Source organism: Actinomadura rugatobispora (assembly GCF_055379765.1).
In genome coordinates this window covers 6,882,181-6,902,629 of the sequence record NZ_AP029191.1, presented here as the reverse complement: position 1 = coordinate 6,902,629, position 20,449 = coordinate 6,882,181, and the positions used below count along the sequence as shown (strand labels likewise).

At 72.8% G+C, this 20,449-nt stretch carries 23 protein-coding genes; 5 read left to right on the top strand and 18 right to left on the bottom strand.

The genetic code is table 11. The features are described from left to right. Positions 1-16 precede the first annotated feature (16 nt). From ACZ466_RS30820 to fdxA, 10 genes are all read right to left on the bottom strand, one after another. Complete coding sequence (locus ACZ466_RS30820; RefSeq protein WP_378285180.1) at positions 17-601, bottom strand: permease-like cell division protein FtsX; 585 nt, start codon at positions 599-601, stop codon at positions 17-19. Then, a complete protein-coding gene (locus ACZ466_RS30815; RefSeq protein ID WP_378285181.1) occupies positions 598-1,131 on the bottom strand; it encodes a SigE family RNA polymerase sigma factor in 534 nt (177 codons plus the stop codon). Before ACZ466_RS30815 ends, ACZ466_RS30820 begins: the two co-directional genes overlap by 4 nt. A gap of 121 nt (positions 1,132-1,252) precedes the next feature. Next, complete coding sequence (locus ACZ466_RS30810) at positions 1,253-2,848, bottom strand: polyamine aminopropyltransferase (RefSeq protein ID WP_378285182.1); 1,596 nt, start codon at positions 2,846-2,848, stop codon at positions 1,253-1,255. A 14-nt stretch (positions 2,849-2,862) separates the two neighbouring features. Beyond that, positions 2,863-3,291, bottom strand: coding sequence for a DUF350 domain-containing protein (locus ACZ466_RS30805; RefSeq protein WP_378285183.1), 429 nt, complete (start codon positions 3,289-3,291; stop codon positions 2,863-2,865). After that, positions 3,288-4,355, bottom strand: a complete 1,068-nt coding sequence (locus ACZ466_RS30800) for a hypothetical protein (protein ID WP_378285184.1) — start codon at positions 4,353-4,355, stop codon at positions 3,288-3,290. The genes ACZ466_RS30805 and ACZ466_RS30800 overlap by 4 nt, the downstream gene beginning before the upstream one ends. Then, positions 4,352-4,801 (bottom strand): DUF4247 domain-containing protein, encoded by a 450-nt coding sequence (locus ACZ466_RS30795; protein ID WP_378285185.1) that lies wholly within the window; start codon positions 4,799-4,801, stop codon positions 4,352-4,354. Before ACZ466_RS30795 ends, ACZ466_RS30800 begins: the two co-directional genes overlap by 4 nt. Next, positions 4,798-5,304 carry a DUF2617 family protein gene (locus ACZ466_RS30790; RefSeq protein ID WP_378285186.1) on the bottom strand — a complete coding sequence of 169 codons (507 nt, stop codon included), beginning with the start codon at positions 5,302-5,304 and terminating at the stop codon, positions 4,798-4,800. Before ACZ466_RS30790 ends, ACZ466_RS30795 begins: the two co-directional genes overlap by 4 nt. A gap of 7 nt (positions 5,305-5,311) precedes the next feature. Then, complete coding sequence (locus ACZ466_RS30785; RefSeq protein ID WP_378285187.1) at positions 5,312-5,932, bottom strand: DUF4178 domain-containing protein; 621 nt, start codon at positions 5,930-5,932, stop codon at positions 5,312-5,314. Positions 5,933-6,081: 149 nt separating this feature from the next. Further along, positions 6,082-7,167: a succinyldiaminopimelate transaminase gene (gene dapC / locus ACZ466_RS30780; protein WP_378285239.1), complete on the bottom strand. Its 1,086-nt coding sequence runs from the start codon at positions 7,165-7,167 to the stop codon at positions 6,082-6,084. Positions 7,168-7,326: 159 nt separating this feature from the next. Further along, entirely contained in the window at positions 7,327-7,653 is a 327-nt protein-coding gene (fdxA, locus tag ACZ466_RS30775; RefSeq protein ID WP_197010200.1) for a ferredoxin, read from the bottom strand. Positions 7,654-7,766: 113 nt separating this feature from the next. Between fdxA and ACZ466_RS30770 the strand changes: the two genes are divergently transcribed. Continuing rightward, on the top strand, positions 7,767-8,024 hold the full coding sequence (locus tag ACZ466_RS30770; RefSeq protein WP_378285188.1) for a putative acetyltransferase: 258 nt from the start codon (positions 7,767-7,769) through the stop codon (positions 8,022-8,024). A 24-nt stretch (positions 8,025-8,048) separates the two neighbouring features. Here ACZ466_RS30770 and ACZ466_RS30765 read toward each other — a convergent pair whose 3' ends face one another. The 4 genes from ACZ466_RS30765 to ACZ466_RS30750 all read right to left on the bottom strand — a co-directional run bounded on the left by ACZ466_RS30765 (position 8,049) and on the right by ACZ466_RS30750 (position 11,686). After that, on the bottom strand, positions 8,049-9,230 hold the full coding sequence (locus ACZ466_RS30765; protein WP_378285189.1) for a hypothetical protein: 1,182 nt from the start codon (positions 9,228-9,230) through the stop codon (positions 8,049-8,051). A 156-nt stretch (positions 9,231-9,386) separates the two neighbouring features. Then, entirely contained in the window at positions 9,387-10,127 is a 741-nt protein-coding gene (locus tag ACZ466_RS30760; protein ID WP_378285190.1) for a polysaccharide deacetylase family protein, read from the bottom strand. Between the two features lie 218 nt (positions 10,128-10,345). Further along, positions 10,346-11,218 carry an enoyl-CoA hydratase-related protein gene (locus tag ACZ466_RS30755; RefSeq protein WP_378285191.1) on the bottom strand — a complete coding sequence of 291 codons (873 nt, stop codon included), beginning with the start codon at positions 11,216-11,218 and terminating at the stop codon, positions 10,346-10,348. Positions 11,219-11,311: 93 nt separating this feature from the next. Further along, the gene (locus tag ACZ466_RS30750) at positions 11,312-11,686 is read right to left on the bottom strand and encodes a hypothetical protein (protein ID WP_378285192.1); all 375 of its coding nucleotides are present in this window, start codon (positions 11,684-11,686) and stop codon (positions 11,312-11,314) included. Positions 11,687-11,787: 101 nt separating this feature from the next. On the opposite strand from ACZ466_RS30750, the gene ACZ466_RS30745 reads away from it, so the two are divergent. Together ACZ466_RS30745 and ACZ466_RS30740 are read left to right on the top strand one after the other, a co-directional pair. Further along, positions 11,788-12,597, top strand: coding sequence for a class I SAM-dependent methyltransferase (locus tag ACZ466_RS30745; protein ID WP_378285193.1), 810 nt, complete (start codon positions 11,788-11,790; stop codon positions 12,595-12,597). 89 nt (positions 12,598-12,686) lie between these two features. Further along, on the top strand, positions 12,687-13,367 hold the full coding sequence (locus ACZ466_RS30740; protein WP_378285194.1) for a hypothetical protein: 681 nt from the start codon (positions 12,687-12,689) through the stop codon (positions 13,365-13,367). Positions 13,368-13,379: 12 nt separating this feature from the next. On the opposite strand, the gene ACZ466_RS30735 is transcribed toward ACZ466_RS30740, so the two are convergent. After that, positions 13,380-15,323, bottom strand: a complete 1,944-nt coding sequence (locus ACZ466_RS30735; protein ID WP_378285195.1) for a TNT domain-containing protein — start codon at positions 15,321-15,323, stop codon at positions 13,380-13,382. Between the two features lie 125 nt (positions 15,324-15,448). On the opposite strand from ACZ466_RS30735, the gene ACZ466_RS30730 reads away from it, so the two are divergent. Continuing rightward, the gene (locus ACZ466_RS30730) at positions 15,449-15,973 is read left to right on the top strand and encodes an NADAR family protein (protein ID WP_378285196.1); all 525 of its coding nucleotides are present in this window, start codon (positions 15,449-15,451) and stop codon (positions 15,971-15,973) included. A 5-nt stretch (positions 15,974-15,978) separates the two neighbouring features. Here the strand turns inward: ACZ466_RS30730 and ACZ466_RS30725 are convergent, their stop codons facing one another. The 3 genes from ACZ466_RS30725 to ACZ466_RS30715 all read right to left on the bottom strand — a co-directional run bounded on the left by ACZ466_RS30725 (position 15,979) and on the right by ACZ466_RS30715 (position 19,663). Continuing rightward, positions 15,979-16,857: an LLM class flavin-dependent oxidoreductase gene (locus ACZ466_RS30725; protein ID WP_378285197.1), complete on the bottom strand. Its 879-nt coding sequence runs from the start codon at positions 16,855-16,857 to the stop codon at positions 15,979-15,981. After that, the gene (locus ACZ466_RS30720) at positions 16,854-17,810 is read right to left on the bottom strand and encodes a zinc-binding dehydrogenase (protein WP_378285240.1); all 957 of its coding nucleotides are present in this window, start codon (positions 17,808-17,810) and stop codon (positions 16,854-16,856) included. Before ACZ466_RS30720 ends, ACZ466_RS30725 begins: the two co-directional genes overlap by 4 nt. Positions 17,811-17,878: 68 nt before the next feature. Further along, positions 17,879-19,663, bottom strand: a complete 1,785-nt coding sequence (locus tag ACZ466_RS30715) for a serine/threonine-protein kinase (protein WP_378285198.1) — start codon at positions 19,661-19,663, stop codon at positions 17,879-17,881. A 180-nt stretch (positions 19,664-19,843) separates the two neighbouring features. On the opposite strand from ACZ466_RS30715, the gene ACZ466_RS30710 reads away from it, so the two are divergent. Beyond that, positions 19,844-20,440 carry a hypothetical protein gene (locus tag ACZ466_RS30710; RefSeq protein ID WP_378285199.1) on the top strand — a complete coding sequence of 199 codons (597 nt, stop codon included), beginning with the start codon at positions 19,844-19,846 and terminating at the stop codon, positions 20,438-20,440. Positions 20,441-20,449 lie beyond the last annotated feature (9 nt).

Genomic DNA, 20,449 nt, shown 5'->3' with positions numbered 1-20,449 from the left:
GGCCGCGGCGGGGTTGTCAGGCCCTCTCGGAGACGACGACCTGATCCACGCCGGGACGCCCGATCATGGCCCGCCCGACCTTGCTCCGGTCCCCCGGGTCGCGGACCGTCACGCGGAACGAGTCGGGGATGTCGCCTTCCCTGGCGGATTCGACGAAGCCCGGCCGTTCCTCGAACTGCTTCTTGAACCTCTCGAAGGCCTCTTTCCTGCTCTCATACTCCACCCGATGGACCCAGGGCAGTTTCGCCAGCTCCTTACTGAGTGCGTCCTTCTGCACCTGTGTCGCGTCCTTCTTGCCGCAGACGGGGTTGGACGAGGTGCGCGCGCACAGGTAGACCACGACGCTGTTGTTCTCGTCGGCCTGCCGCGTGAGCGGTCCGGGCTCCCGATCGGGTCGGGAGCCGCCGATCGTGACGGCGGCGGCTCCGGCGCCGACGACGATGGCGGCCACGGACGCGGCCGCCGCGGCAAGGATCAGTGGCCTGGCAAGGACCGACCGGCGGTGCTTCGACGAGAGGTCCAGCGGGGGGACGTCCCCCGGACCGAGCGTGTCGCCCGCGGTCTTCAGCGCGTCGGCCAGACGCCTTTCGGTCGCGTTCACAGTTCCTCCTCCAGGATCCGGCCCAGCGCGGCGATCGCCCTGGACGTGGTCGACTTGACGGTGCCTCGGCTGACCCGCATGGCATCGGCGATCTCCTCTTCGGTGAGATCGCAGAAGTAGCGGAGCACCAGTGCCTCGCGCTGCCGGGCCGGCAGCCGGTGCAGGGCCGCCAGTACCTCGCGCCGGTCCTCGCCGACCATCACCGCCGCCTCCGCCGACCACACCGGAGGCAGATGCTCGCCGCGGAACGGCCGCCCGCGCCGCCGCAGCGCCGTACGGCAGCCGTTGAGCACGGCCGACCGCACGTAGGTCAGTGCCTTGTCCCGCTCCCTCAGGCGTGACCAGCGCCGGTAAAGCCCGATGAACGCGTCCTGCACCACGTCCTCGGCCGTCACCCGATCGCCCACCATCACCAGGGCCAGGCGCATCAGTCCGAGCGCGTGCCCTCGATAGAGCTCGGTGACCGCGATCGTCGCCTCGTCGGCCGCCTGGTCCGCCGCGCGTTCGGGGAGCACCGTTTCAGCTTCCATGTCTCAGAGACGCCCTGAGCCTCCGCTGGTTGCCTCCGGCGCGAAAACGCACCACGGCGGCCCCCGGGATACTCGGGCGCCGCCGCCACCCGGCCTGACCCTGGCCCTGTCCGGGCCCGGGTCAGGCTTCCTTCCATTCGTCGTTCTCGTACTCGACGAGGCGGGGGTGGAGGAGGGTGTTGATGTCGACGTCGCGGTGGCGGAGGTCCTTGCCGAAGACGGCGGCGGAGCGGAGTACGTCGGCGTCCAGGTAGCGCAGGCCGCCCGGCAGGGACGGGGCCAGTTCGAGCTTGGGGGGGTCGGGGGTGGGGGCGGCGAGGACGTAGCCCCAGTCGCCGAAGCTCGGCACGTCCACGTGGTACGGGACGGTGGCCAGCCCGGCGGCGCGGATGGTCTTCTCGATGCACCAGAACGAGCGGGGCGCGAAGTAGGGCGAGCCGGACTGGACGACCATGCGCCCGCCCGGTGCCAGGGCCCGTTTCACCAGGCCGTAGAACTCGACCGAGTACAGCTTGGCGGTGGCGACGTCGTCGGGGTCGGGCATGTCCACGATGATCGAGTCGTAGCGCCGGGTGGCGGTGCGGAGCCAGGAGAAGGCGTCGGCGTGGACGGTCCGGGCGCGGGGGTCCTCGAAGGCGTGCCCGTTGAGGTCGGCGATCTCCTTGTACGTGCGGGCCAGCCGCGTCATCTGCGGGTCGAGTTCGACGAGGGTGGCGCTGCGGACGTCCGGGTAGCGCAGCACCTCGCGGAGTGCGAGGCCGTCGCCGCCGCCGAGGATGAGCACGTTCCCGCGCGTGCCCGCCATCGCCGGGTGGACCAGCGACTCGTGGTAGCGGTACTCGTCGACGGAGGAGAACTGGAGGTCGCCGTTCAGGAACAGCCGCAGGTCGGGGCGGCCGGACAGGGCCACCTTCCGGGTGATCACGATCTCCTGGTACGGGGTGCGTTCGGCGAGCGCGATCGGGTCGCGGTAGAGGACCTGGCGGGCGGAGACCTCGAACCGGTCGGCCAGCGCGTACGTGCCGCCGAGGACCGCGAGCACGGCGGCCATGCCCGCCCACAGCGCGGTGCGGGCGCCCCGGCGGATCTGCCGCCGGAACAGCCACAGCACGACGGCGATGCCGGCGACGGCGTTGACCGCCCCGACCAGCAGGGCGCCCTTGATGTGCCCGAACAGCGGCAGCAGGAAGAACGGGAAGGCGAGGCCGCCGATGAGGGCGCCCACGTAGTCGGCGGCGAACAGGTCGGCGACGGCGCTGCCGGCGTCCTGCCGCCGGATCCGCTGCAGCAGCGTCATCAGCAGCGGGATCTCCGCGCCGATCAGCGCGCCGACCGCGAACGCCACGACGACCAGCGCGGGGACGTACAGGTTCAACCAGGCGAACGCCGCGTACAGGACGAGCACCGACAGCCCGCCGAGCAGGGCCAGCACCCCCTCGACGACGGCGAACGCGACGATCGGGAAGCGCTGCAGGGGTTTGGCGGCCAGCGACCCGACGCCCATGGCGAACACCATGACCGACAGCACGATGGACGCCTGGGTGACGGAGTTGCCGACCAGGTAGCTGCCGAGGGCGACCAGCGCCAGCTCGTACACCAGACCGCACGCGGCGCAGGTGAACACCGCCGCGAGCACCAGCGCGCGGGCGGCGCGGGCGGGCAGCCGCAGCGCCGCCGGGGCCTCGGCCTCGGTGTCGTCGGTCTCGGTGTCTGCCACGGAACGGGTCGTGCTCAGGAGATGGCGGCGGCCACGATCGCGGCGGTGCCGAGGTCGGCGGCGGCGACCACCCAGCAGGAGGGGTGCAGCTCCCGCGCGTCGACGACGGTCGCGCCCAGCTTGCCGGGCGTGAGCAGGTCGAGCATGTAGAAGGCCGCGGTCATCAGGACGATCCCGATGACGCCGTAGGTGACCGTGCCGAGCAGCCCGGCGGCCAGGTCGTCCTCGCTGACGGCGATGGCGGTGGTCACGATGGCGCCCACGCCGAGCAGCTTGGCGGCCAGGATCAGCGCGGCGCCCCGGTTGCGCTCGGTCCAGATCTGCCGGCCGAGATTGCCCGGTGTGGTCACCTCCACCACCAGGTAGCCCAGGGCCATCAGCCCGATGCCGATGGCGCCGTAGGCGAGCGCGGCACCGCTCTCCTGGAGGATGTCGTCGATCATGAGCTGGTGCCCCTCCGGTTCCGTACGGCGGCGACGGCGATCCAGACCACCCCGCCCGCGATCAGCGCGATCCCGATTCCGATGAAGATGGTGCGGCCGAGGTTCAGCGGCTCGTCGAGCCGGTCGGCGGCCGGCGCGGCCTGGGCGGCGGGCGCCGGTGAGGCGGCGGGCACCGGCGCCGCCAGGCCCTCCTGGGCGACCAGCATCGGCATGGAGCCGATGACGTCGGAGAGCCGGGCGATGGAGTTGGTCCCGAGGATGTCGTCCTGCTTCTGCTGGGAGACCTGCGCCTCCAGCTCGAACCGGTTGGTGGTCTCCAGGTCGAGGTCCCGGCTGGTCTCGATCTCCATCGTGCCGGAGGTCCATTCCTGGTCGGACGAGGAGTAGCTGTAGTCCGCCGTGAGGACGGCCCAGCGCGGGCAGCGGTCGAGGTGCCGGCGCGGGTCGACCCCGACGCCGAGGTTGGAGCCGTACTCGACGCCGCTCACCTGCAGTTGCATCAAGGCCCGGTCGATCTCCCTGCGCTCGGAGGGCGTGAGGGTCTTGGAGGGTGAGGGCACGGTGCCGGGCCGGCGGGTGGGCTGGGCTGTGCCGGTCTCCGGCGTGCGGCGCGGGGCCGGGGACACTCCGGTACGCGGTGTCGTCTCCGGGGACGCTCCGGTACGCGGCACGGTCGGCGAGGGCCGCGTGCTCTCCGGGCGGAACGTGCCGCTGTAGGACGGCGTCACCGTCGGGATCGCCCGGTACCGGCCGGACTCGATCACCCAGCCGTAGCAGACGCCCTGGGCCCTGGACGCGGTGGCGAGCCGTTCGACCAGCTGCCCGGTCTCCCTGGGGCCGAACACCGGCGCGGACTCGATCCCCGGGTCCTTGCGGTCGAAGACGCCCTCGTCGTACAGGCCCCACAGGAAGGGGACGACGAACACCACCAGGAAGATCGCGACCAGGCAGCCGCAGCCGCCCTTGGACATCTCGCTGTTGGCGGCCTGGAGCGCCTTCTGGTCGCTCTCGGTCCGCCCGGCGCCGGACCCGCCGCCCTTCTGGCCCTTCTGACCGCCGCTCACTTGCCGCCCTCCCCGGGGCCGCCGCCGCGGAACGAGGACGCCCGGCCCCCCGGGCCTCCCCAGTGCCCGCCCACCGAGGAGTGGTAGCGGGCGTATCCGCGGTCGGGGGTGTCCAAGGTGATGCGGGAGCCGCGCCCGTCCGGCAGGATCCCGACCACGGCGTTGTGGTAGCGCAGGAAGACGCCGTTGGGCGTGTAGACCCGTTCGTCGGTCTCGAACCGCCGCAGGATCTCGCGCGACACGGTCAGCGGCGGCCGCTGCGAGGCGTAGGTGTCGTCCGCGACCCGCGTGTAGGTGTCGGGGATCCAGCCGCGGGGCGAGGTGCGTCCCGCGAACAGCGCGATCAGCAGCACGATCGCGCCGAGGCCGGCCAGCACCAGCGACCCGATCACGGGCGCCTTCATCCCGCGCCCGCCGCTCCCGGCGGGCGCCGCGTCCTCGCTCATCGCTCGCTCACCAGCCGGCTCCGTGTCATGACGATCTCCCGGGTCTGCGGATAGGCGTGCCAGGTGCGCCACCCCAGCCCGCCGGGGGCGTCCCCGGCGGCCACGGCCAGGGCGGTGACGGCGTGCGGGGAGCCGGGGAAGGTCCCGGTCAGCGCGTCGGCACGGCCCGCGAGACGGTCGCGCAGGCCGTCGACGGCCCGGCGGAACGCCGCGTCGCCGTCGTGCGCCACCGTGGTCGCGGTGAAGTCGTAGGCCCAGCCGCCGGCCGTGGCGCGGAACCGTCCGGGCACCGGGTCGTGCCCGCCGGGGAGGCAGGCCACGGTCTCGCTGAACGGGCCGGCGAAGACCTGGTGGGACGCGCCGAGCAGGCGGAGCTCCACCACCGCGTTCTCCGGCGCCTCGACCGGCAGGACGGCGAGCGCGTCGAGCCGGGGCAGCCCGAGCGCGAACGACAGCGCGTCGGCGCGCGAGTCCGCGTAGGGGATGTCGAGGGAGGCGAGCAAGACCGGCTCAGCTTCCGGGGTAGATCGTCAGGGTGCCGGTGGGGACGCGTTCGCCGGTCCCTGCCTCCCAGGCGCCGCCGCCGTACCGCTCGAACGACAGGTAGCGGCCGCCGGACGCCTCGTAGTCGACGTACTCGACCCGGCCCTCGGCACCGACGCCGGTGGTGCCCTCGCTGGAGTAGTCGGCGGTGCCGTGCTCGTCGCGCCGGTACTCCACGCCGTCGACCGTCAGCGTCCTCCTGTCGGGACGCAGGTCGCCGGCGTCCAGTTCGGTCCACCAGACGACCTCGAGGTCGGGGTCCTCCTCGACCGAGATCCAGACCTTGGTGCCCTCGATGGTGTCGGCGTCCAGGAGGTGCTCGCTCCAGGTGAAGCCGCCCTCGCGGAGCCGTACCGAGCCGCGCACGAAGTAGCGGACGCCGAGGTACTCGACCATGTCGCCCGCCTTGATGGTGCGCGGGTCGCCCGCCACCTGGTCCTCGGCGGCGAACGGGTCGCGCGGGGCGGCGGCGTCCGCGGGGCGGGCGGCGGCCGTCCCGGACGGACGGCGCCGCACCATCAGGACGATGATGACGACGAGAGCGCACAGGATGAGCGCCAGCAGGACGGCAATCACTCGCCCGTCCACGGGCACCTCCGTTGAAGCAGCGGTATCTGGGGCAACGCGCGGATCCTACCGAGATCAGGAGGAAATAACTATGCGCGCCTCAGACGTCACCCAGGTCACGCTGGTTCCCTGGATACAACTGTTTCGCCGGTTTTGCGGTTCGCCGGAACTCAGAGCCGTGCGACGGCGGCCGCCACGCGCTCGTCGGTGGCGGTGAAGGCGATCCGGACGTGCCGTCCGCCCGCCGGGCCGTAGAACTCCCCCGGGCCGACGATGATGCCCAGGTCGGCGAGGTGCCCGACGGTGTCCCAGCACGGCTCGTCCCGGGTCGCCCACAGGTAGAGGGACGCCTCGGAGTGGTCGACGCGGAAGCCGTGGCCCTCGAACGCGGCGCGCAGGGCGGCCCGGCGCCGCGCGTACCGCTCGCGCTGCTCGTCGACGTGCGCGTCGTCCTGGAACGCCGCCGTCATCGCCGCCTGCACCGGGGCCGGGACGATCATCCCGGCGTGCTTGCGGATCTCCAGGATCCGCTTCACCAGGGCCAGGTCGCCCAGCACGACCCCGGCCCGGTACCCGGCCATGTTGGACCGCTTGGACAGCGAGTTCACCGCCAGCAGGCCCTCGTGCGAGCCGTCGCAGACCTCCGGGTGCAGGATCGACACCGGCGGGTGCCCGGGGTCCCAGCCGAACTCCAGGTAGCACTCGTCGCTGACCACGACCGCGCCGCGCTCGCGCGCCCAGGCCACCACCTTGCGCAGGTGCTCGGCGGGCAGCACCCGGCCGGTCGGGTTGGACGGCGAGTTCACCCAGACGATCTTCGGTACGGCCGGGCCGAGCGCCAGCAGCCCGTCGGTCGCCACCGGCTCGGCGCCCGCCAGCCGGGCGCCCACGTCGTAGGTCGGGTAGGCCAGTTCGGGGAAGACGACCCGGTCGCCCGGGCCCGCGCCCAGCAGCGTCGGCAGCCAGGCCACCAGTTCCTTGCTGCCGATCACCGGGAGCACCGCGTCCGGGTCGGCCTGGGCGATCCCGAGGCGGCGCCGGGCCCAGCCCGCCACCGCCTCGCGCAGCGGCGGGGTCCCGTAGGTCTGCGGGTAACCGGGCGCGTCGGACGCCTTGGCCAGCGCCTCCTGCACGAACGCGGGGGTGGGGTCCACGGGGGTGCCGACCGACAGGTCGACCACGCCTCCGGGGTGCCGGGCGGCACGCTCCCGGTACGGCCGCACCGAATCCCACGGAAAGTCCGGCAGCGCGCGCAAATCCACCCCTCCTACACCTTCTTCACCAAAGCCAACATGGCTCTCAAGAGCCCTCAAGGCCGTGGCCTCGACGTGAGGAGGCCACGGCCTTGAGGGTACGCAACCCTTGTCTCGCGGGAACCGCGCGCGCGGGATCGTTCCGTTACGCGCCCCGGAGTCTTATTCGTCGTGCTCCTGGGGAGGCAGCGCGGCCACGATCGGGTGGTCCTTGTCGATCTTGCCCACCTTGGAGGCGCCGCCGGGCGAGCCCAGGTCGTCGAAGAACTCCACGTTGACCTTGTAGAAGTCCTTCCACTGGTCGGGCACATCGTCCTCGTAGTAGATGGCCTCAACCGGGCAGACCGGCTCGCAAGCACCGCAGTCGACGCACTCGTCGGGGTGGATGTAGAGCTGGCGCTTCCCCTCGTAGATGCAGTCGACCGGGCATTCCTCGATGCATGCCTTGTCGAGCAGGTCCACGCAGGGCTGCGCGATGACATAGGTCACGTTCGTGACTCCTCTCGGGTGTACCGGCCCCGCCGCACGTCACGGCTTACCGCACGCTCGCTGTGAATAGTATTGCCACCACGGCTCAGTCGATTCGACACGGGGGTCCTCACATGTCCGGCCACTTCGCCGCGCGGCTGGTCGTGTCCATCACTCCGGCGGACGTGGGTCAGCGGGTCTCGCTTCGCCGCCGCCTGCCTACGGGAGAGTACAGCGACGTGGTGGGCGTGCTCGAATCGTGGTCCGGCAAACGGCTCCAGGTCCGCCGGCGCACCGGTGAGCTGGTCGAAGTGCCCGAGGAGATCGTGGTGGCCGGCAAGGTCGTCCCGCCGCAGCCCCCGCCCAGGCGCCGCCCCCGCTCCGACGGCTGATCACCGCCTCGGCGCCTTCCGAGTTCAGCCGAGGGCGACGCGTCCCAGGGCCGCCTGCGCGATGCGCGCCAGTTCGGCGACGCCCCGGTCGCTTCCGGCCGCGCCGCCGTGCACCCACTGCATGGTGAGCACGACGTTCGCCCGGCGGGCCATCAGGAGCGTGTCGCCAGGCCCCGGCTTGGCCTGGGCCTCGACGCCTTGGCGGACGTGCGGGTCCCCTACGGGCCGATAGGCCCCGGGCCCGCCGCGTTCGTAGGCCATCCAGGAGGCGGCCCGGCCCGAAGCGCTCTCCAGGTACCTCCTCTGGTGGACCTCGACCTCCATGAACAGCCGCCCGCGTCCGGCCTGCTCCCGCTGGCACCGCCGGGCCCCCGGGTGGCCGGTCCGCTTCCAGGGGCCGCCGGGCCCGGCGGAGCCTGCGGCGGGGACACGCCACGCCCCCTGGCCCAGCTCAGGGCCCGCCAGCGCGCACGGGTCGGGGACGCTGAGGGCCTCTCCCCTGCCCGGCCACCACGAGTCCAGCCACGGAGACCAGGCCGCGAGCGGGAGGGGCACGAAGGCGAGCAGGGTCAGCAGCACCGTCTTCCGGCGCGTCCGGCCGGAAGTGCGCTCCCGCAGGCCCGGAGGCGCGTGCCGGTACGCCGCGGCGAGGGCGCGGAGCACCTGCAGCCGTTCGCCGAACGAGCCGTCACGGGAGAGCGCCCCTTCGACGGGGGCGGCCAGGGTGACGGAGCCCGCGTGTCGCCTGAGCACGACCACGGAACGTCCGGAGCGGGTGGCGCGGACCTCGAAGCCGGTCATCTCGTGCCAGGGGATCCTGCTCGTCGTCCAGAACCCCCGGTTCACGATCCCCTCGGGCCCCGCGAGCGTGGCGCCGCGCCTGCTCAGGAGCAGAAGCGCCAGGGCGGCGGACGGGGTCAGGGCCGCCAGGCAGTACGGCGCGGCGGCCCAGAGCGGGCCGGTGGCCCCGGAGGCGAGGATCAGCGCGCAGAGCACGGCGCCCAGCAGGATCGCCGCGGCCAGGGCCGCGCGTTCGCCGGTGGTCGCGGGCGGCGGGCGGAACTGCACCGTTCCAGGCTCGGCGCCGGGAGAGGGCGGCGGCGTGGGCGTCGAGGGGGTGCTTGGCGGACGCGGGGTGCCTCGTGTGGCCTCGTGGCCCTCGAACAGCGCGTCCGGCCCAGGAGACGGGAGCGACGGGTCTTCCACGATTCCTCCAGGTCGCGAACCGAGCGGGCACGGCGTCTCCTCTTCCGATGCGCCTTCGCCTTCACTTGTTCACGCCACCCACTGGAAGAACGGCCTCGAAGTGCTTTTGCGGCACATCAGACCCGCCGTCCTCCTTGGACCCCTATCGCTCGGGGTTCACCACAATTCGGTGTATCGAGAACCCGCCCTCAAGGTTCTGGCCTGGAAAAGCTCCGAGACCGTGACGAGCGTGAAGCCCCGCTGCCTCAGGCCCGAGAGGATGCTCGGCGTCGCCTTTACCGTCGCCTGGTGAATATCATGAAAAAGTACGACGCCGCCGGGTTTGGGTTGTTTGACGCCGGCGCTCACATTGCGGGCCATGTTGCGGTGCAGCCAGTCCATGCTGTCCACGCTCCACATGATCTGCGGCATGCCCACGGCACGGCCCACCTGCGCGTCGGTCGCCCCGTACGGGGGCCTGAACACCTTGGGCACGACCCCGGACGCCTCCTGGATCGCCCGCTGCGTACGGCTGATCTCCGAACGGACCGCACCGCCGGACATCCCCGTCAGCTTCGGATGCGACCAGGTGTGGTTGGCCAGCTCATGCCCCTCGTAGGCCATGCGCCGGACGAGGTGGGCGTGCCCGCGGACGTTCTCGCCGAGCATGAAGAAGGTGGCGCGGGCACCCGACCTCCGCAGCATGTCCAGAAGCTGCCCCGTGTACGCCCCGGGCCCGTCGTCGTAGGTGAGGGCCACGCACTTGAGCCTCGCGCAGTCGAGCCGCCGCATCGCGGGCGGAGCGGCGGGCCGCGCCGGCGGGGCCGCCTTCTTCTTCAGCGCGACGTGCTGCCGCGCCGCCGCCGCTTTGCGCTGCCCGTCCTCCCCCTGGCCGCCGCAGCCCGCGGTGACGGCCAATCCCAGGACCAGAAGAATCGCCGGATTTCTGCTTCGCACCACGCACCCCCGAAACGTGTTGCACCGCACTGAAATCAACTATCCCGGGCGCTACATACCCTTCGCTAACTAACCACACACATCCGACCATTTACCGGCATGCCGAGGAGCGGCCGGAAGGGGACCGAGTTTCCCCGTTCCCGGCGACGCGCCGCCGAATCAGAGGTGAAGAACGGGAATCAGCGGACGGGCCAGTCGGGAACCTCGGCCGGCAGATCCTTGCTGACCTTCATCGGGAATTCGGCCGGCCGCTTCTGCAGGAACGAGGTCACGCCCTCGTCGGCGTCCGGGGCGGCGCCCATCGCCGCCATCAGCCGGGAGTCGGCCCGGTGCGCGTCCCACGGGGACGGCGCCGACAGGCCCGACCACATGAGACGGCGGATCGCGGCGACCGACACCGCCGAGGTGTTGGCGGCGATCTCGCCCGCGAGCGCGTAGGCGGCGGGCAGCAGCTCGTCCGGCGGGTACACCCGCGACACCAGACCGCCCTCCAGGGCCTCCTGGGCGTCGAAGATCCGGCCCGTGGCGACCCACTCCATCGCCTGGGAGATCCCGACCAGCCGCGGCAGGAACCAGCTGGAGGCCGCCTCCGCGACGATCCCGCGCCGCGCGAACACGAAGCCGAACTTGGCCCTCTCGCTGGCCAGCCGTATGTCCATCGGCAGCGTCATGGTGACGCCGACGCCGACCGCCGCGCCGTTGAACGCGCCGATGACCGGCTTCAGGCAGCCGGCGAGGCGCAGCGCCACCGTGCCGCCGCCGTCGCGCGGGGTGCCGTCCTCCAGGACGTCGTCGATCCCGGCGAACATCTCCTGGCTCTTGTCCTTGTCGAAGGAGCCGCCGCCCCCGCCGAGGTCGGCGCCCGCGCAGAACGCCCGCCCGGCCCCGGTGACCACGACCACGCGCACGTCGTCGTCGGCGTCGATCCGGTCGAGGACGTCGAGCGTCTCCCGCCGCATGGTGTTGGTGTAGGCGTTCATCCGGTCCGGCCGGTTCAGGGTGACGGTGGCGATCCCGTCCCGAACCCCGTACTCGATCTGCCTGTACGACACTGCGGCCCCTCCTCGCGCCCGATGACAGAACCAGATTCTAGGATTGGCGGAGGGCCCGGCCGCATCCGGGTCGGCCCGGCGCCGCCCGGGGTCTCAGGCGTGGGCGGACGGGAACAGGGCGAGCAGGACCTCGCGCCGCCACTCCTCGTCCCGGCCGGTGAATCCGCGCGGCGGCACCGGGACGAGGTCGTCCCCGTCGGCCACCAGCCCCACCGTGACCTCCGGGCCCAGCTCGACCGCCTCCGGCACGCCGCCACCGCCGTCCGGCGCGTCGCGGGCCGCCAGGCGCCCGGCCAGCGCCGCCAGCACGCGGGCCCACCCCTGGCCCAGGTACGGCGCGAGCCCGGAGACCCGCAGTTCCGGCACTCCGTGCGCCGCCAGGCCGCGCGTGCGCAGCTCCAGGCCGTCCGGCCGCTCGGCGCCGACGATCCGGATCTCGCCGCCGCCCGCGATGTCGCGTTCACCCATGCCCCGACCGTACGCCTGACCTGGGTGAAACCGATCACCCCACGCGCCCCGGCCTTGGCAACGCCCTCTCATGTTCATGACCGATCGGATAAATTACGACGGTGAATTGGGCCGTCACGACGTACGACTCCGCCTTCGGCTACGTCTCCGCACATGGCGCGCCCCTGATCGACCTGCTCGACCCGCAGCCCGGCGAGCGGGTCATCGATCTGGGGTGCGGCACCGGCACGTTCGCCGCGGAGATCGCCGAGCGCGGCGCCGACGTGCTGGGCATCGACGGCTCGCCCGAGATGATCGCCCAGGCCACGTCCCAGCATCCCGGGCTGTCCTTCGCGGTCGGCGACGCCCACGAGTTCACCACCACCGAGCCCTTCGACGCGGTCGCCTCCAACGCCGCGCTGCACTGGATGACCCGCGACCCGGACGCCGTGATCGCGCGGGTGCACGCGGCGCTGCGGCCCGGCGGCCGGTTCGTCGGCGAGCTGGGCGGCGCCGGCAACTGCGCCGAGCTGATCGTCGCGATGCAGACCGCCTGGCGGGTCTTCGGCCTCGGCGAGCCCGAGCTGCCCTGGTACTTCCCGAGCCCCGCCGAGTACGCCACCCGCCTGGAGGACGGCGGCTTCACCCTCCGGCTGCTGGAGCACGCCGACCGCCCGTCCCGCATGACCGAGGGCCCGAACGGCGCCGCCGACTGGGTCCGGGCCTACGCGCCGGGCGCGCTGGCCGACGTGCCGCCGGAACTGGTCGAACCGCTGCTCGCCCGGATCAACGAGCTGGCCGCCCCGGCGCTGCGCCGCGAGTCGGGCTGGGTCGCCGACTACGTGCGCCTGCGGTTCGCCTGCGTGCGCAAACCGGACGGCGCCGCGCCCATGCCCGAGGGCCCCCCGCTCTCCGGCTCGCCCGCCCTCTGACCGCCGCGCACCCTCCGGAGGCGGGGCGTTCAACGCGTTCGCGCCGGGTCGTCCTGGGTTCCGCGCGGCCGCGACCGTAGGGTTGGGGCATGCTGCGCCTGCAGGACCACCGCACCGGACAGGCCCTGGAACTCCCGCCGAATGCGATGCACGTCCACGTCCACTCCGGCCGTGAGCGGGCGCTCGTCACCGCCGACCTGCTGCGCAGGCTCGCCGAACGGTCCCGCCGCCGCGTCACGCTGACCCGTGCCGCCCAGGTGCGTCCGAAGGCCGACTTCTCCGAGCTCAACCTCCCGGAGGTGGAGGTCGCGACGGAGGGCGAGCTGCCCGGCGGGGCGATCTGGGTGGGTTCGGAGGACGTCCTCGACCACCGGTGCCTGATCGTGCCGCCGGAACGGTACACCTGGGACGAGCTGGCCGAGAGCGCCAGCACCGACCCGCTGTGCGTGCGCCTGGCGATCCTCCGCGAGCGCTACCGCGAGCCGGACGAGATGGACGGCGACCTCGTGGTCGAGGCGGGACGGGACCTGGCGCACTGGCGCGAGGCGATGGCCGAGTGGGCGACCCGGCCCGGCCGTCCGATGGACCGGCCGTACGCGACCAAGGCGGAGGCGGCCCTGGCCGACGACCTGGACAGCCCCACCGCGCTGGCCGTCCTGGACGACCTGACCGCCGACCCGGACGTCGCGCCGGGCGCCAAGCTGGAGACCGTCATCCACCTCGACCTCATCCTGGGCCTCGACCTGGTCTCCGGCATCGGCCGCGCCTGAGGGTCAGGCGTCCTAGACGGCGACGAGGGAGCCGTCGGCGACCAGATCGGCGAGGGAGCGGGCGAAGACGTAGGCAGTGCCGCCGCCCGGCTGGTCGAACCACGGCACCGCGACCCCCGTGAGCGCCCGCAGCGGCCGCTGCAGCCGGTAGGCCCGGTACGGGCGGTTCGCCCAGTCCGGCGGCAGCGAGCGCTCGGCGAACGGCGTCCGCACCGCGTAGGTGACGTTGCCGGCCTCGCTGCCGTACCGGTCGACGGTCGTGCCTGCGGGCACCTCCACCTCGTGCCTTCCCCGGAACAGCGTCAGCGGCGGCTCGCCCGCGAGCGGCTCGATCGAACGACGCGCGTCCCCGGCCGGGGACTTGAGGAGGAGGGATCCCAGGAGGTACGCCGCCGCCTGCTCCTCGGTCTCGAAGACCACCCGACGCCGGCGCTCGCCGTCCTCGGAGAGGAAGACCGCCCATTGCCCGCCCTCGGGCAGCAGGCTCCAGGCGCCGTCCGCGACGCCGCCGATCCGGTACGCCCCGGACGCCACGCCCAGCTCGTTCAACCGCCCCTCCAGCGCCGAGGACACCGAGGAGGGCGCGGGCCGCGAGGCTCCCGGGTCGGTGTTGATGCGGGGCGGCGCGGGCCGGCCGGTGACCGCGGCGCTCGCGGCGTCCATCGTGTCGTCGTCGATCACGGGGATCTGGAAGCCGCGAGCGCGGGCGTGCGCGACCAGGTCGGGCTCGGGCGGGACGCCGTGCTCCTCCAGGTAGTAGCCGACCGCTCCCGCCCACACCCAGGACCCGTCGGTGTGGAAGGTCAGCGGCACCCGGTCGCCGCGCGAGGCGTCGATCTGGTCGGGCGCGTACGACCGCGCAGCCAGCACGACCGGCGCCCGCCTCAGGTACTCGACCAGCCGCGCGACCTCGTCCTGCGGGACGGCCGGACGCGACACCGACGGCCCTTCACCGTCCGGGCCCACATGGTCGAACACGCGCGCCCTGCGGATGCCGCCGCCGACCGGGGCGCCGTCGGGAGCCGGGGAGTCGTCGGGGGACGGCACCTGGTCCGGCGCGCCGTCACCGGCCGCCTCGAGACGGCGCTTGATCCAGTCGCGCGTACCGTGCTCGGGGAAGCGCTCCACCTCCAGCCGCACGTCCTGCACCGACGGCTCGGCGTTCCAGGGGGGCTCCTCCTGGTTGGTGAACTGCGCCTGGACCCGGACGGACCCCTCCTCGTACAGCACCCGGTAGTCGATCCGCGACCAGGCGCCGCGCTGGAAGGCGTAGGTGCCCGCGCGCAGCCGCTGCAGCAGCGCCTGCGCCCCGGGCGGGACGCTCCACGACGTCATCGTGCGGTCGGCCACCCGCACCATGGCCGGAGGGCACTCCACATGGTCGCCGACCACCTGGTAGTGGCCGAACACCTGGTCCCACAGGGGCGGGGCCTGGTCGGCCACCAGGATGCAGAACTCGTTGGAGAGGATCTCCATCTGCTCCATGGGATTGAGGGCCTCGGCCTGGAAGACCCCCTCGTACGCGGGCTCGCGGCCGTCCAGCCGGTCCCGCAGCCACGGCGGCATGTGCGCGCCGTCGCGCGGCATCACGATCTGGTCGCGCTGCCAGCACTCCACCTGGATCGACGGGTCCCAGTTCGGGTCGAAGTCGTAGTTGAAGATGGGCCGGATAGGCGCGCCCGGCTCCAGCATGAACCGCGCGGAGAACCAGGTGCCCTGCTCGGGCAGGTAGTGCGCGCGGCGGAGCTCCAGCATGCTGTCGGTCAGCTCCTGCGGCATCGCCTCGGGCCGTACGAGCTTGCCGTCCTCGGTGAGCACGGTGAGGGCCATGTCGTTCACCGCGACCGTCGCCAGGCAGTGCAGATCGATGCGGCGGCTGCCGGGAGGGGTGTTCCGCGACACGAACTCGATGATGCGTCGCTGGATCTCGGCGATGCGCTCGTTCTGCCCGCTCACTGACCGTTCCCCCATTTCAGACGACTCACGCTGACCGGCAGATTATCGAGCGATCACCGGAAGGGCGCTCCACGCCGGACAAAACCGATTGCCCGGACGGCGCGCGCTCGGCCACGCTCGGACGCATGCGCATCGACGACCTGCTGGAGCTGGAGCTGCACGGCACGCTGCCCGAGTTCGTCCTGTTCTGGGGCGGGACGCAGGCGAAGGGCTGCCTCAGCCAGTGGCATCCGTCCCCGTTCGAGGTCGACGGCGTCACCTACCCCACCGCCGAGCACTACATGATGGCGGAGAAGGCCCGGCTGTTCGGCGACACGGCCAGGGTCCGCGAGATCCTCGCCACCACCGACCCCGGCCGCGCCAAGGCCCTCGGCCGCCGCGTCGCGAACTTCGACGAGGACACCTGGGTGCGGGAGCGGTACGGCATCGTGGTGCGCGGCAACGTGGCCAAGTTCGGGGCGCACGAGCGGCTACGCCACTACCTGCTCTCCACCACCGGGAAGGTCCTGGTCGAGGCCAGCCCACTGGACGTCATCTGGGGCATCGGTTTCGACGAGCACAAGCCGGAGGCGCTGCGCCCGTCCGAGTGGCGCGGCCTCAACCTCCTCGGCTTCGCCCTCATGGACGTCCGCGACGCCCTCACGTCCTGACGCCGCTACCCCAGCAGCGCGGCCGTCTCCGCTACCAGCTCGGTCTGGCGCATCCGGTCCTCCGGGAACGGCATCGCGATAATCCGGTGCGCACCCGCCTCGGCCAGCTCGGCGAACCGTTCGGACGCCCGCTCCGGCCCGCCCACGATCAGCGACCCGCGCGCCTCGTCCTCGCTCATCCCGTAGTCGGTGAGCCCGCGCACCTGCGCGTCGATCCGCGCGGCGGGCAGGTCGCCGAGCCCGACGCTGACGCCGACGGTCAGCCGCGGCACCGGACGGCCGTACTCCTCCGCCAGTTCCCGGAGCCGGCCCAGCCCGGCGGCGATCTCCGCGGGCCCGGAGAACGCCGCGTACCACTCGTCGCCGAACCGCGCGGCCCGCCGCAGCGTCGCCGCGCCCCCGCCGACCAGCACCGGCGGCACGGTCGCGCCGGGCGACAGCACGACCTCCTCCCCGTCCACCTTCGCGGGCCTCCCCGCGATCAGCGCGGGCAGCGCCTCCAGGGCCGCGTCGGTCCGCGCGCCGCGTTCGCGGTAGGGGACGCCCACCGCCCGCCAGGCCGCGTCGCCGTGCACGGGCCCGCCCGACCCGACGCCCAGCAGCACGCGGCCCCCGGACAGATGCTGGAGGCTCGCTACCTGCTTCGCGACCCACGCGACCGGCCGCAGCGCCACGATCATCACCCCGAAGCCCAGCCGGACGCGCTCGGTGACGGCCGCGGCGGTCGCCAGCGCCAGCGTGCTGTCGAGGTACGGCCTGTTGGGAATCAGGTGGTCGCCGACCCAGACCGACTCCAGGCCCACGTCCTCCGCGTGCCGCGCGTGCTCGGCCGTACCCGCCGCCGGGTCCACCCCGAACGCGGGCAGGTGCACTCCGACCTTCACCGCACCTCCAGCAGGGTCTTGCCGACGGAGGCGCGCGACTCGATGGCCGCGTGCGCGTCGGCGGCCCGCTCCAGCGGGAACCGCTGGCCGATCAGCGGACGCAGCCGGCCCGCGGCGGCCTCCCCCAGCGCGCTCTGCGTGGCCTCCCGGATCACCTCCGGCGTCGGCTGCGCCTGGACGAGAGCGACGCCGCGCCCGGCGGCCCGCTCCTCGGGCACGCCCGCCCACTCGCCGCTGGCCAGCCCGTAACTGATCATCCGTCCGCCCGGTTCGAGCAGCTCGAACGCGGTCCGCCCGATCTCACCGCCGACCCCGTCGAACACCGCGTCCAGCCCGCCCACCGCCGCGCGCACGCGACCGTCCCAATCCGGCAGGGTGTAGTCGACCACCACGTCCGCACCGAGATCACGCGCGATGCCGGTCTTGCGCTCCCCGCCCGCCGCCGCGACGACCCGGGCCCCGGCCGCCCCGGCGAGCTGCACCAGCAGGCTCCCCACCCCGCCCGCGGCCGCCTCCACCAGCACCCGCTCGCCGGGACGCGGCCCCACCGCGTTCAGCATCATCGTCGCGGTACGGCCGTCGGCCAGCAGCGCGACGGCATCGTCCAAGGCCAGCTCCGCGGGCACCGGGAACAGCCCCTCGGCGTCCACCGCGGCCAGCTCGGCATAACCGCCCGAACCGCCCGTGGCGCTGACCACCCTCGTCCCCACCAGCGACGCGTCCACGCCCTCACCGACCTCGCGGACGACGCCGCCGACCCCGTTCCCCGGGATCAGCGGCGGCTCCGCCTTGAACGGCGAGAAACCGCCCGACCGGAACTGCGTCTCCACGAACGTGATGTTGGCGAACACCACCTCCACCAGCACCTGGCCGGGGCCCGGGACCGGGTCCGGCGCGTCCCCCGCGACGAGCACCTCCGGCCCGCCGAACTCCTTCAACCACACCGCGCGCATCGCCACGCCCTCCGCTCGATCGGCAACACCCCCACCCTGCAACCTCGAGCTAAGTAGAGGTCAAGCGATCAGGTCTTCCGCGGCGACGGCCCCGGCAGCAGCGCCACGATCTCCGGCCTCAGCAGATCGCGCACGCTCGCGTACGGCGCCGTCAACCGGTCGTACGGGCACTCGCTCCCGGCGATCGAGTAGTTGATCTCGAACTGGTCCGTCCCGAAGAACGGCGTGGACGCCGGCCACTCCCGCTCCACGGCCCGGTTCGGGTAGAAGTCCGCACGCTCAGGCCCCTCCCTCCGGCACCCCTCCGGCCCCCACATGTCCCCGGACGCGGTGCTGGTCAACCGGCCCCACAGCGTCCTGACACCACCAGAGGTCAGCGTCGCGGGCTTGAACACGTCCTCCGAACCCAGCACCTTCCCCGTCTTCAGATTGACCGTCACCGCACGCCCCGGCATCTGCCCGTCGGCCGGCAAGCAGTACCCCACCCGCACCCGGTAGACAACAGAGATCAGCGTCGGCCCCCGCAGCCCGATCCGGGTGGTGGTGTTCACCTCCGAGTTCTGCGTGCACGCCGCGCCCGCCTCCCTGGTCGACCGCCGCAGGGACGCGATGGTCTCGTCCAGCGGACCCCGCAGCGCCTGGTTGATCCGCTGCTGCAGCGCCGCGTCCCGAATCCCGGAGACCTGCGCGTACTGCGCGTTCTGGACCACCAGCCGCACATCGGTGTACGACTGGTTCATCGTCGAGATCACCGCCGCCACAGGCCGCGACGGCGGCTGCCGCGGCTCGTCGTCGTTCAGGTTGGTGTACGCGTAGGTGCCGCCCGCCCCCGCCACCACCGCGGCCCCCGCCACGGCCAGCGCCGCCTTACCTCCCACGCCCGCCAGGAACCCGGAACCGCCCGCAGCGGCACCCGCGCCGCCGCCGCTCGCGACCGCACCGCCACCGGCGGCCGCGGCCGTCCCCGCCACGACCGGCGCCGCGGGCGCGAGCCCAGCCGCCACCAACGGAAACAGCGCCGCCAGCGCCACGGCCGTACCGGCGAGCGCACGCACACCGCGCTGCTCCCAGTCCGGCCCGTACGCCTCCGAAGCAGCCCGCTCCAACTCCCCCACGAACGCCGCCGCACCATGCGGACGCTCCGCGGGCTCCTTGGCCATCCCCCGGCTCACCAGGTCCCGCAACGCCTCGGGCAGCACGTCCAGCGGAACGGGCGCGTTCAGGTGCCGCGCCATCAACTCCGGCCCCGACCCCGTATACGGCCGCTGCCCCGTCACGCACTCGAAGAACACGCACGTGGCCGCGTACACGTCCGCCGCGGGCGTCGCAGGCTCACCCCGCCACTGCTCAGGCGGCATGTACGCGGGCGTCCCCGATCGCGTCCCCTCCCCCTGCGGAGCCGCGATCCCGAAGTCGATGAGCTTGCTCAACCCATCGGCCTGCACCACGACGTTCGCCGGCTTGTAATCCCTGTGCACGACCCCGACGGCATGCGCCGCCGCCAGACCCTGCAGCGACCCCTTCAACACCACCAGGGACGCCTCCGCCCCCAGCGCCCCATGCTCGGAGAGCACCCGCTTCAGCGACACCCCGTTGACCGCCTCCATGACGATCGCCGCCCCGCGCTCGCTCTCCACCAGCCGGTACAGCCGCGCCACATGCGGATCCGACACCCGCCCCAGCAGCACCGCCTCATGCCGGAGCCGCTCGAGCTCCGGCAGCGACCCCTGGAACAGATACTTGATCGCAACCGGCGTCCCCGCCGTCCGATGCCGGGCCAGCACCACCCTTCCCTGGGCACCCGCACCCAGCTCCCGGACCTCCTGGAACCCGTCAATCCGCCACTCGTCCACCGCGCACCCTCCTGCCACGATCTTGCGGCACGCAGGGTGAGATCGCCGCCACCCGCCGGAAAGTTCGTACGAACCTCCGCCTCCCTTTCCGCAACGAACCGCTTTTCTCGTCACAGGCTCCTCTGTAAGCTTTCGCAGGTACTCCGCCCCGTTGTCGAGACTGGACGATCAGGGATGGCGATGCGCGCCCGGTTGGTACGTTCCTCCCCGCACCGGCGGCCTCGCCTACGCACCACCGCCACGCTGGCGCTCCTGGCCGCCGCGTCGCTGTCGGCGTGCGGCGACGAGCCCTCCTCCGGCACCTTCAAGCCCAACGGCTCCCTGGCCAGCGGCACCCCGCCCACCCCGCCCACCGCGGCCCGTCCCCCCTCCACCATCCCGACCCCCCAACTCGACCAGACCGTCCTCACCCGCTACCGCGAGTACCAGCGCGTCTTCAAACGGGTGTACGAGATCAACGACCCGGCGGAACTGGGCGCGGTCGCGATGGACCCGCTCCTCACCCAGGTCACCAAGGACGTCGAGCGCACCAGGGCCAAGGGCGAGATCTGGCGGTTCACCAACGTCTCGAACGCGAAGGTCTACGCGCGCGCGAAGGACGGCATGACGGTCTACGTCGTCGACTGCCTGCGCACCCTCGCCGGCTACCGCTTCTCCGCGAAGACCGGCAAGCGCATCGGCGGCGGCCCGGGAGGCGCCTACCTGCACCGCTCCGCGGTCCGGTACGACGGCGCCACCTGGAAGGTCTCCGAAACCATCCGGGACGACAAATGCTGACCCCCCGCC

Bases quoted from the DNA above. Each gene is read 5' to 3' on its own strand.
- ACZ466_RS30750 (WP_378285192.1), bottom strand. From the start codon at position 11,686: ATGGGTGAACGCGACATCGCGGGCGGCGGCGAGATCCGGATCGTCGGC.
- ACZ466_RS30795 (WP_378285185.1), bottom strand. From the start codon at position 4,801: ATGAGCGAGGACGCGGCGCCCGCCGGGAGCGGCGGGCGCGGGATGAAG.
- ACZ466_RS30740 (WP_378285194.1), top strand. From the start codon at position 12,687: ATGCTGCGCCTGCAGGACCACCGCACCGGACAGGCCCTGGAACTCCCG.
- ACZ466_RS30770 (WP_378285188.1), top strand. From the start codon at position 7,767: ATGTCCGGCCACTTCGCCGCGCGGCTGGTCGTGTCCATCACTCCGGCG.
- ACZ466_RS30805 (WP_378285183.1), bottom strand. From the start codon at position 3,291: ATGATCGACGACATCCTCCAGGAGAGCGGTGCCGCGCTCGCCTACGGC.
- ACZ466_RS30730 (WP_378285196.1), top strand. From the start codon at position 15,449: ATGCGCATCGACGACCTGCTGGAGCTGGAGCTGCACGGCACGCTGCCC.
- ACZ466_RS30710 (WP_378285199.1), top strand. From the start codon at position 19,844: ATGCGCGCCCGGTTGGTACGTTCCTCCCCGCACCGGCGGCCTCGCCTA.
- ACZ466_RS30815 (WP_378285181.1), bottom strand. From the start codon at position 1,131: ATGGAAGCTGAAACGGTGCTCCCCGAACGCGCGGCGGACCAGGCGGCC.
- ACZ466_RS30720 (WP_378285240.1), bottom strand. From the start codon at position 17,810: ATGCGCGCGGTGTGGTTGAAGGAGTTCGGCGGGCCGGAGGTGCTCGTC.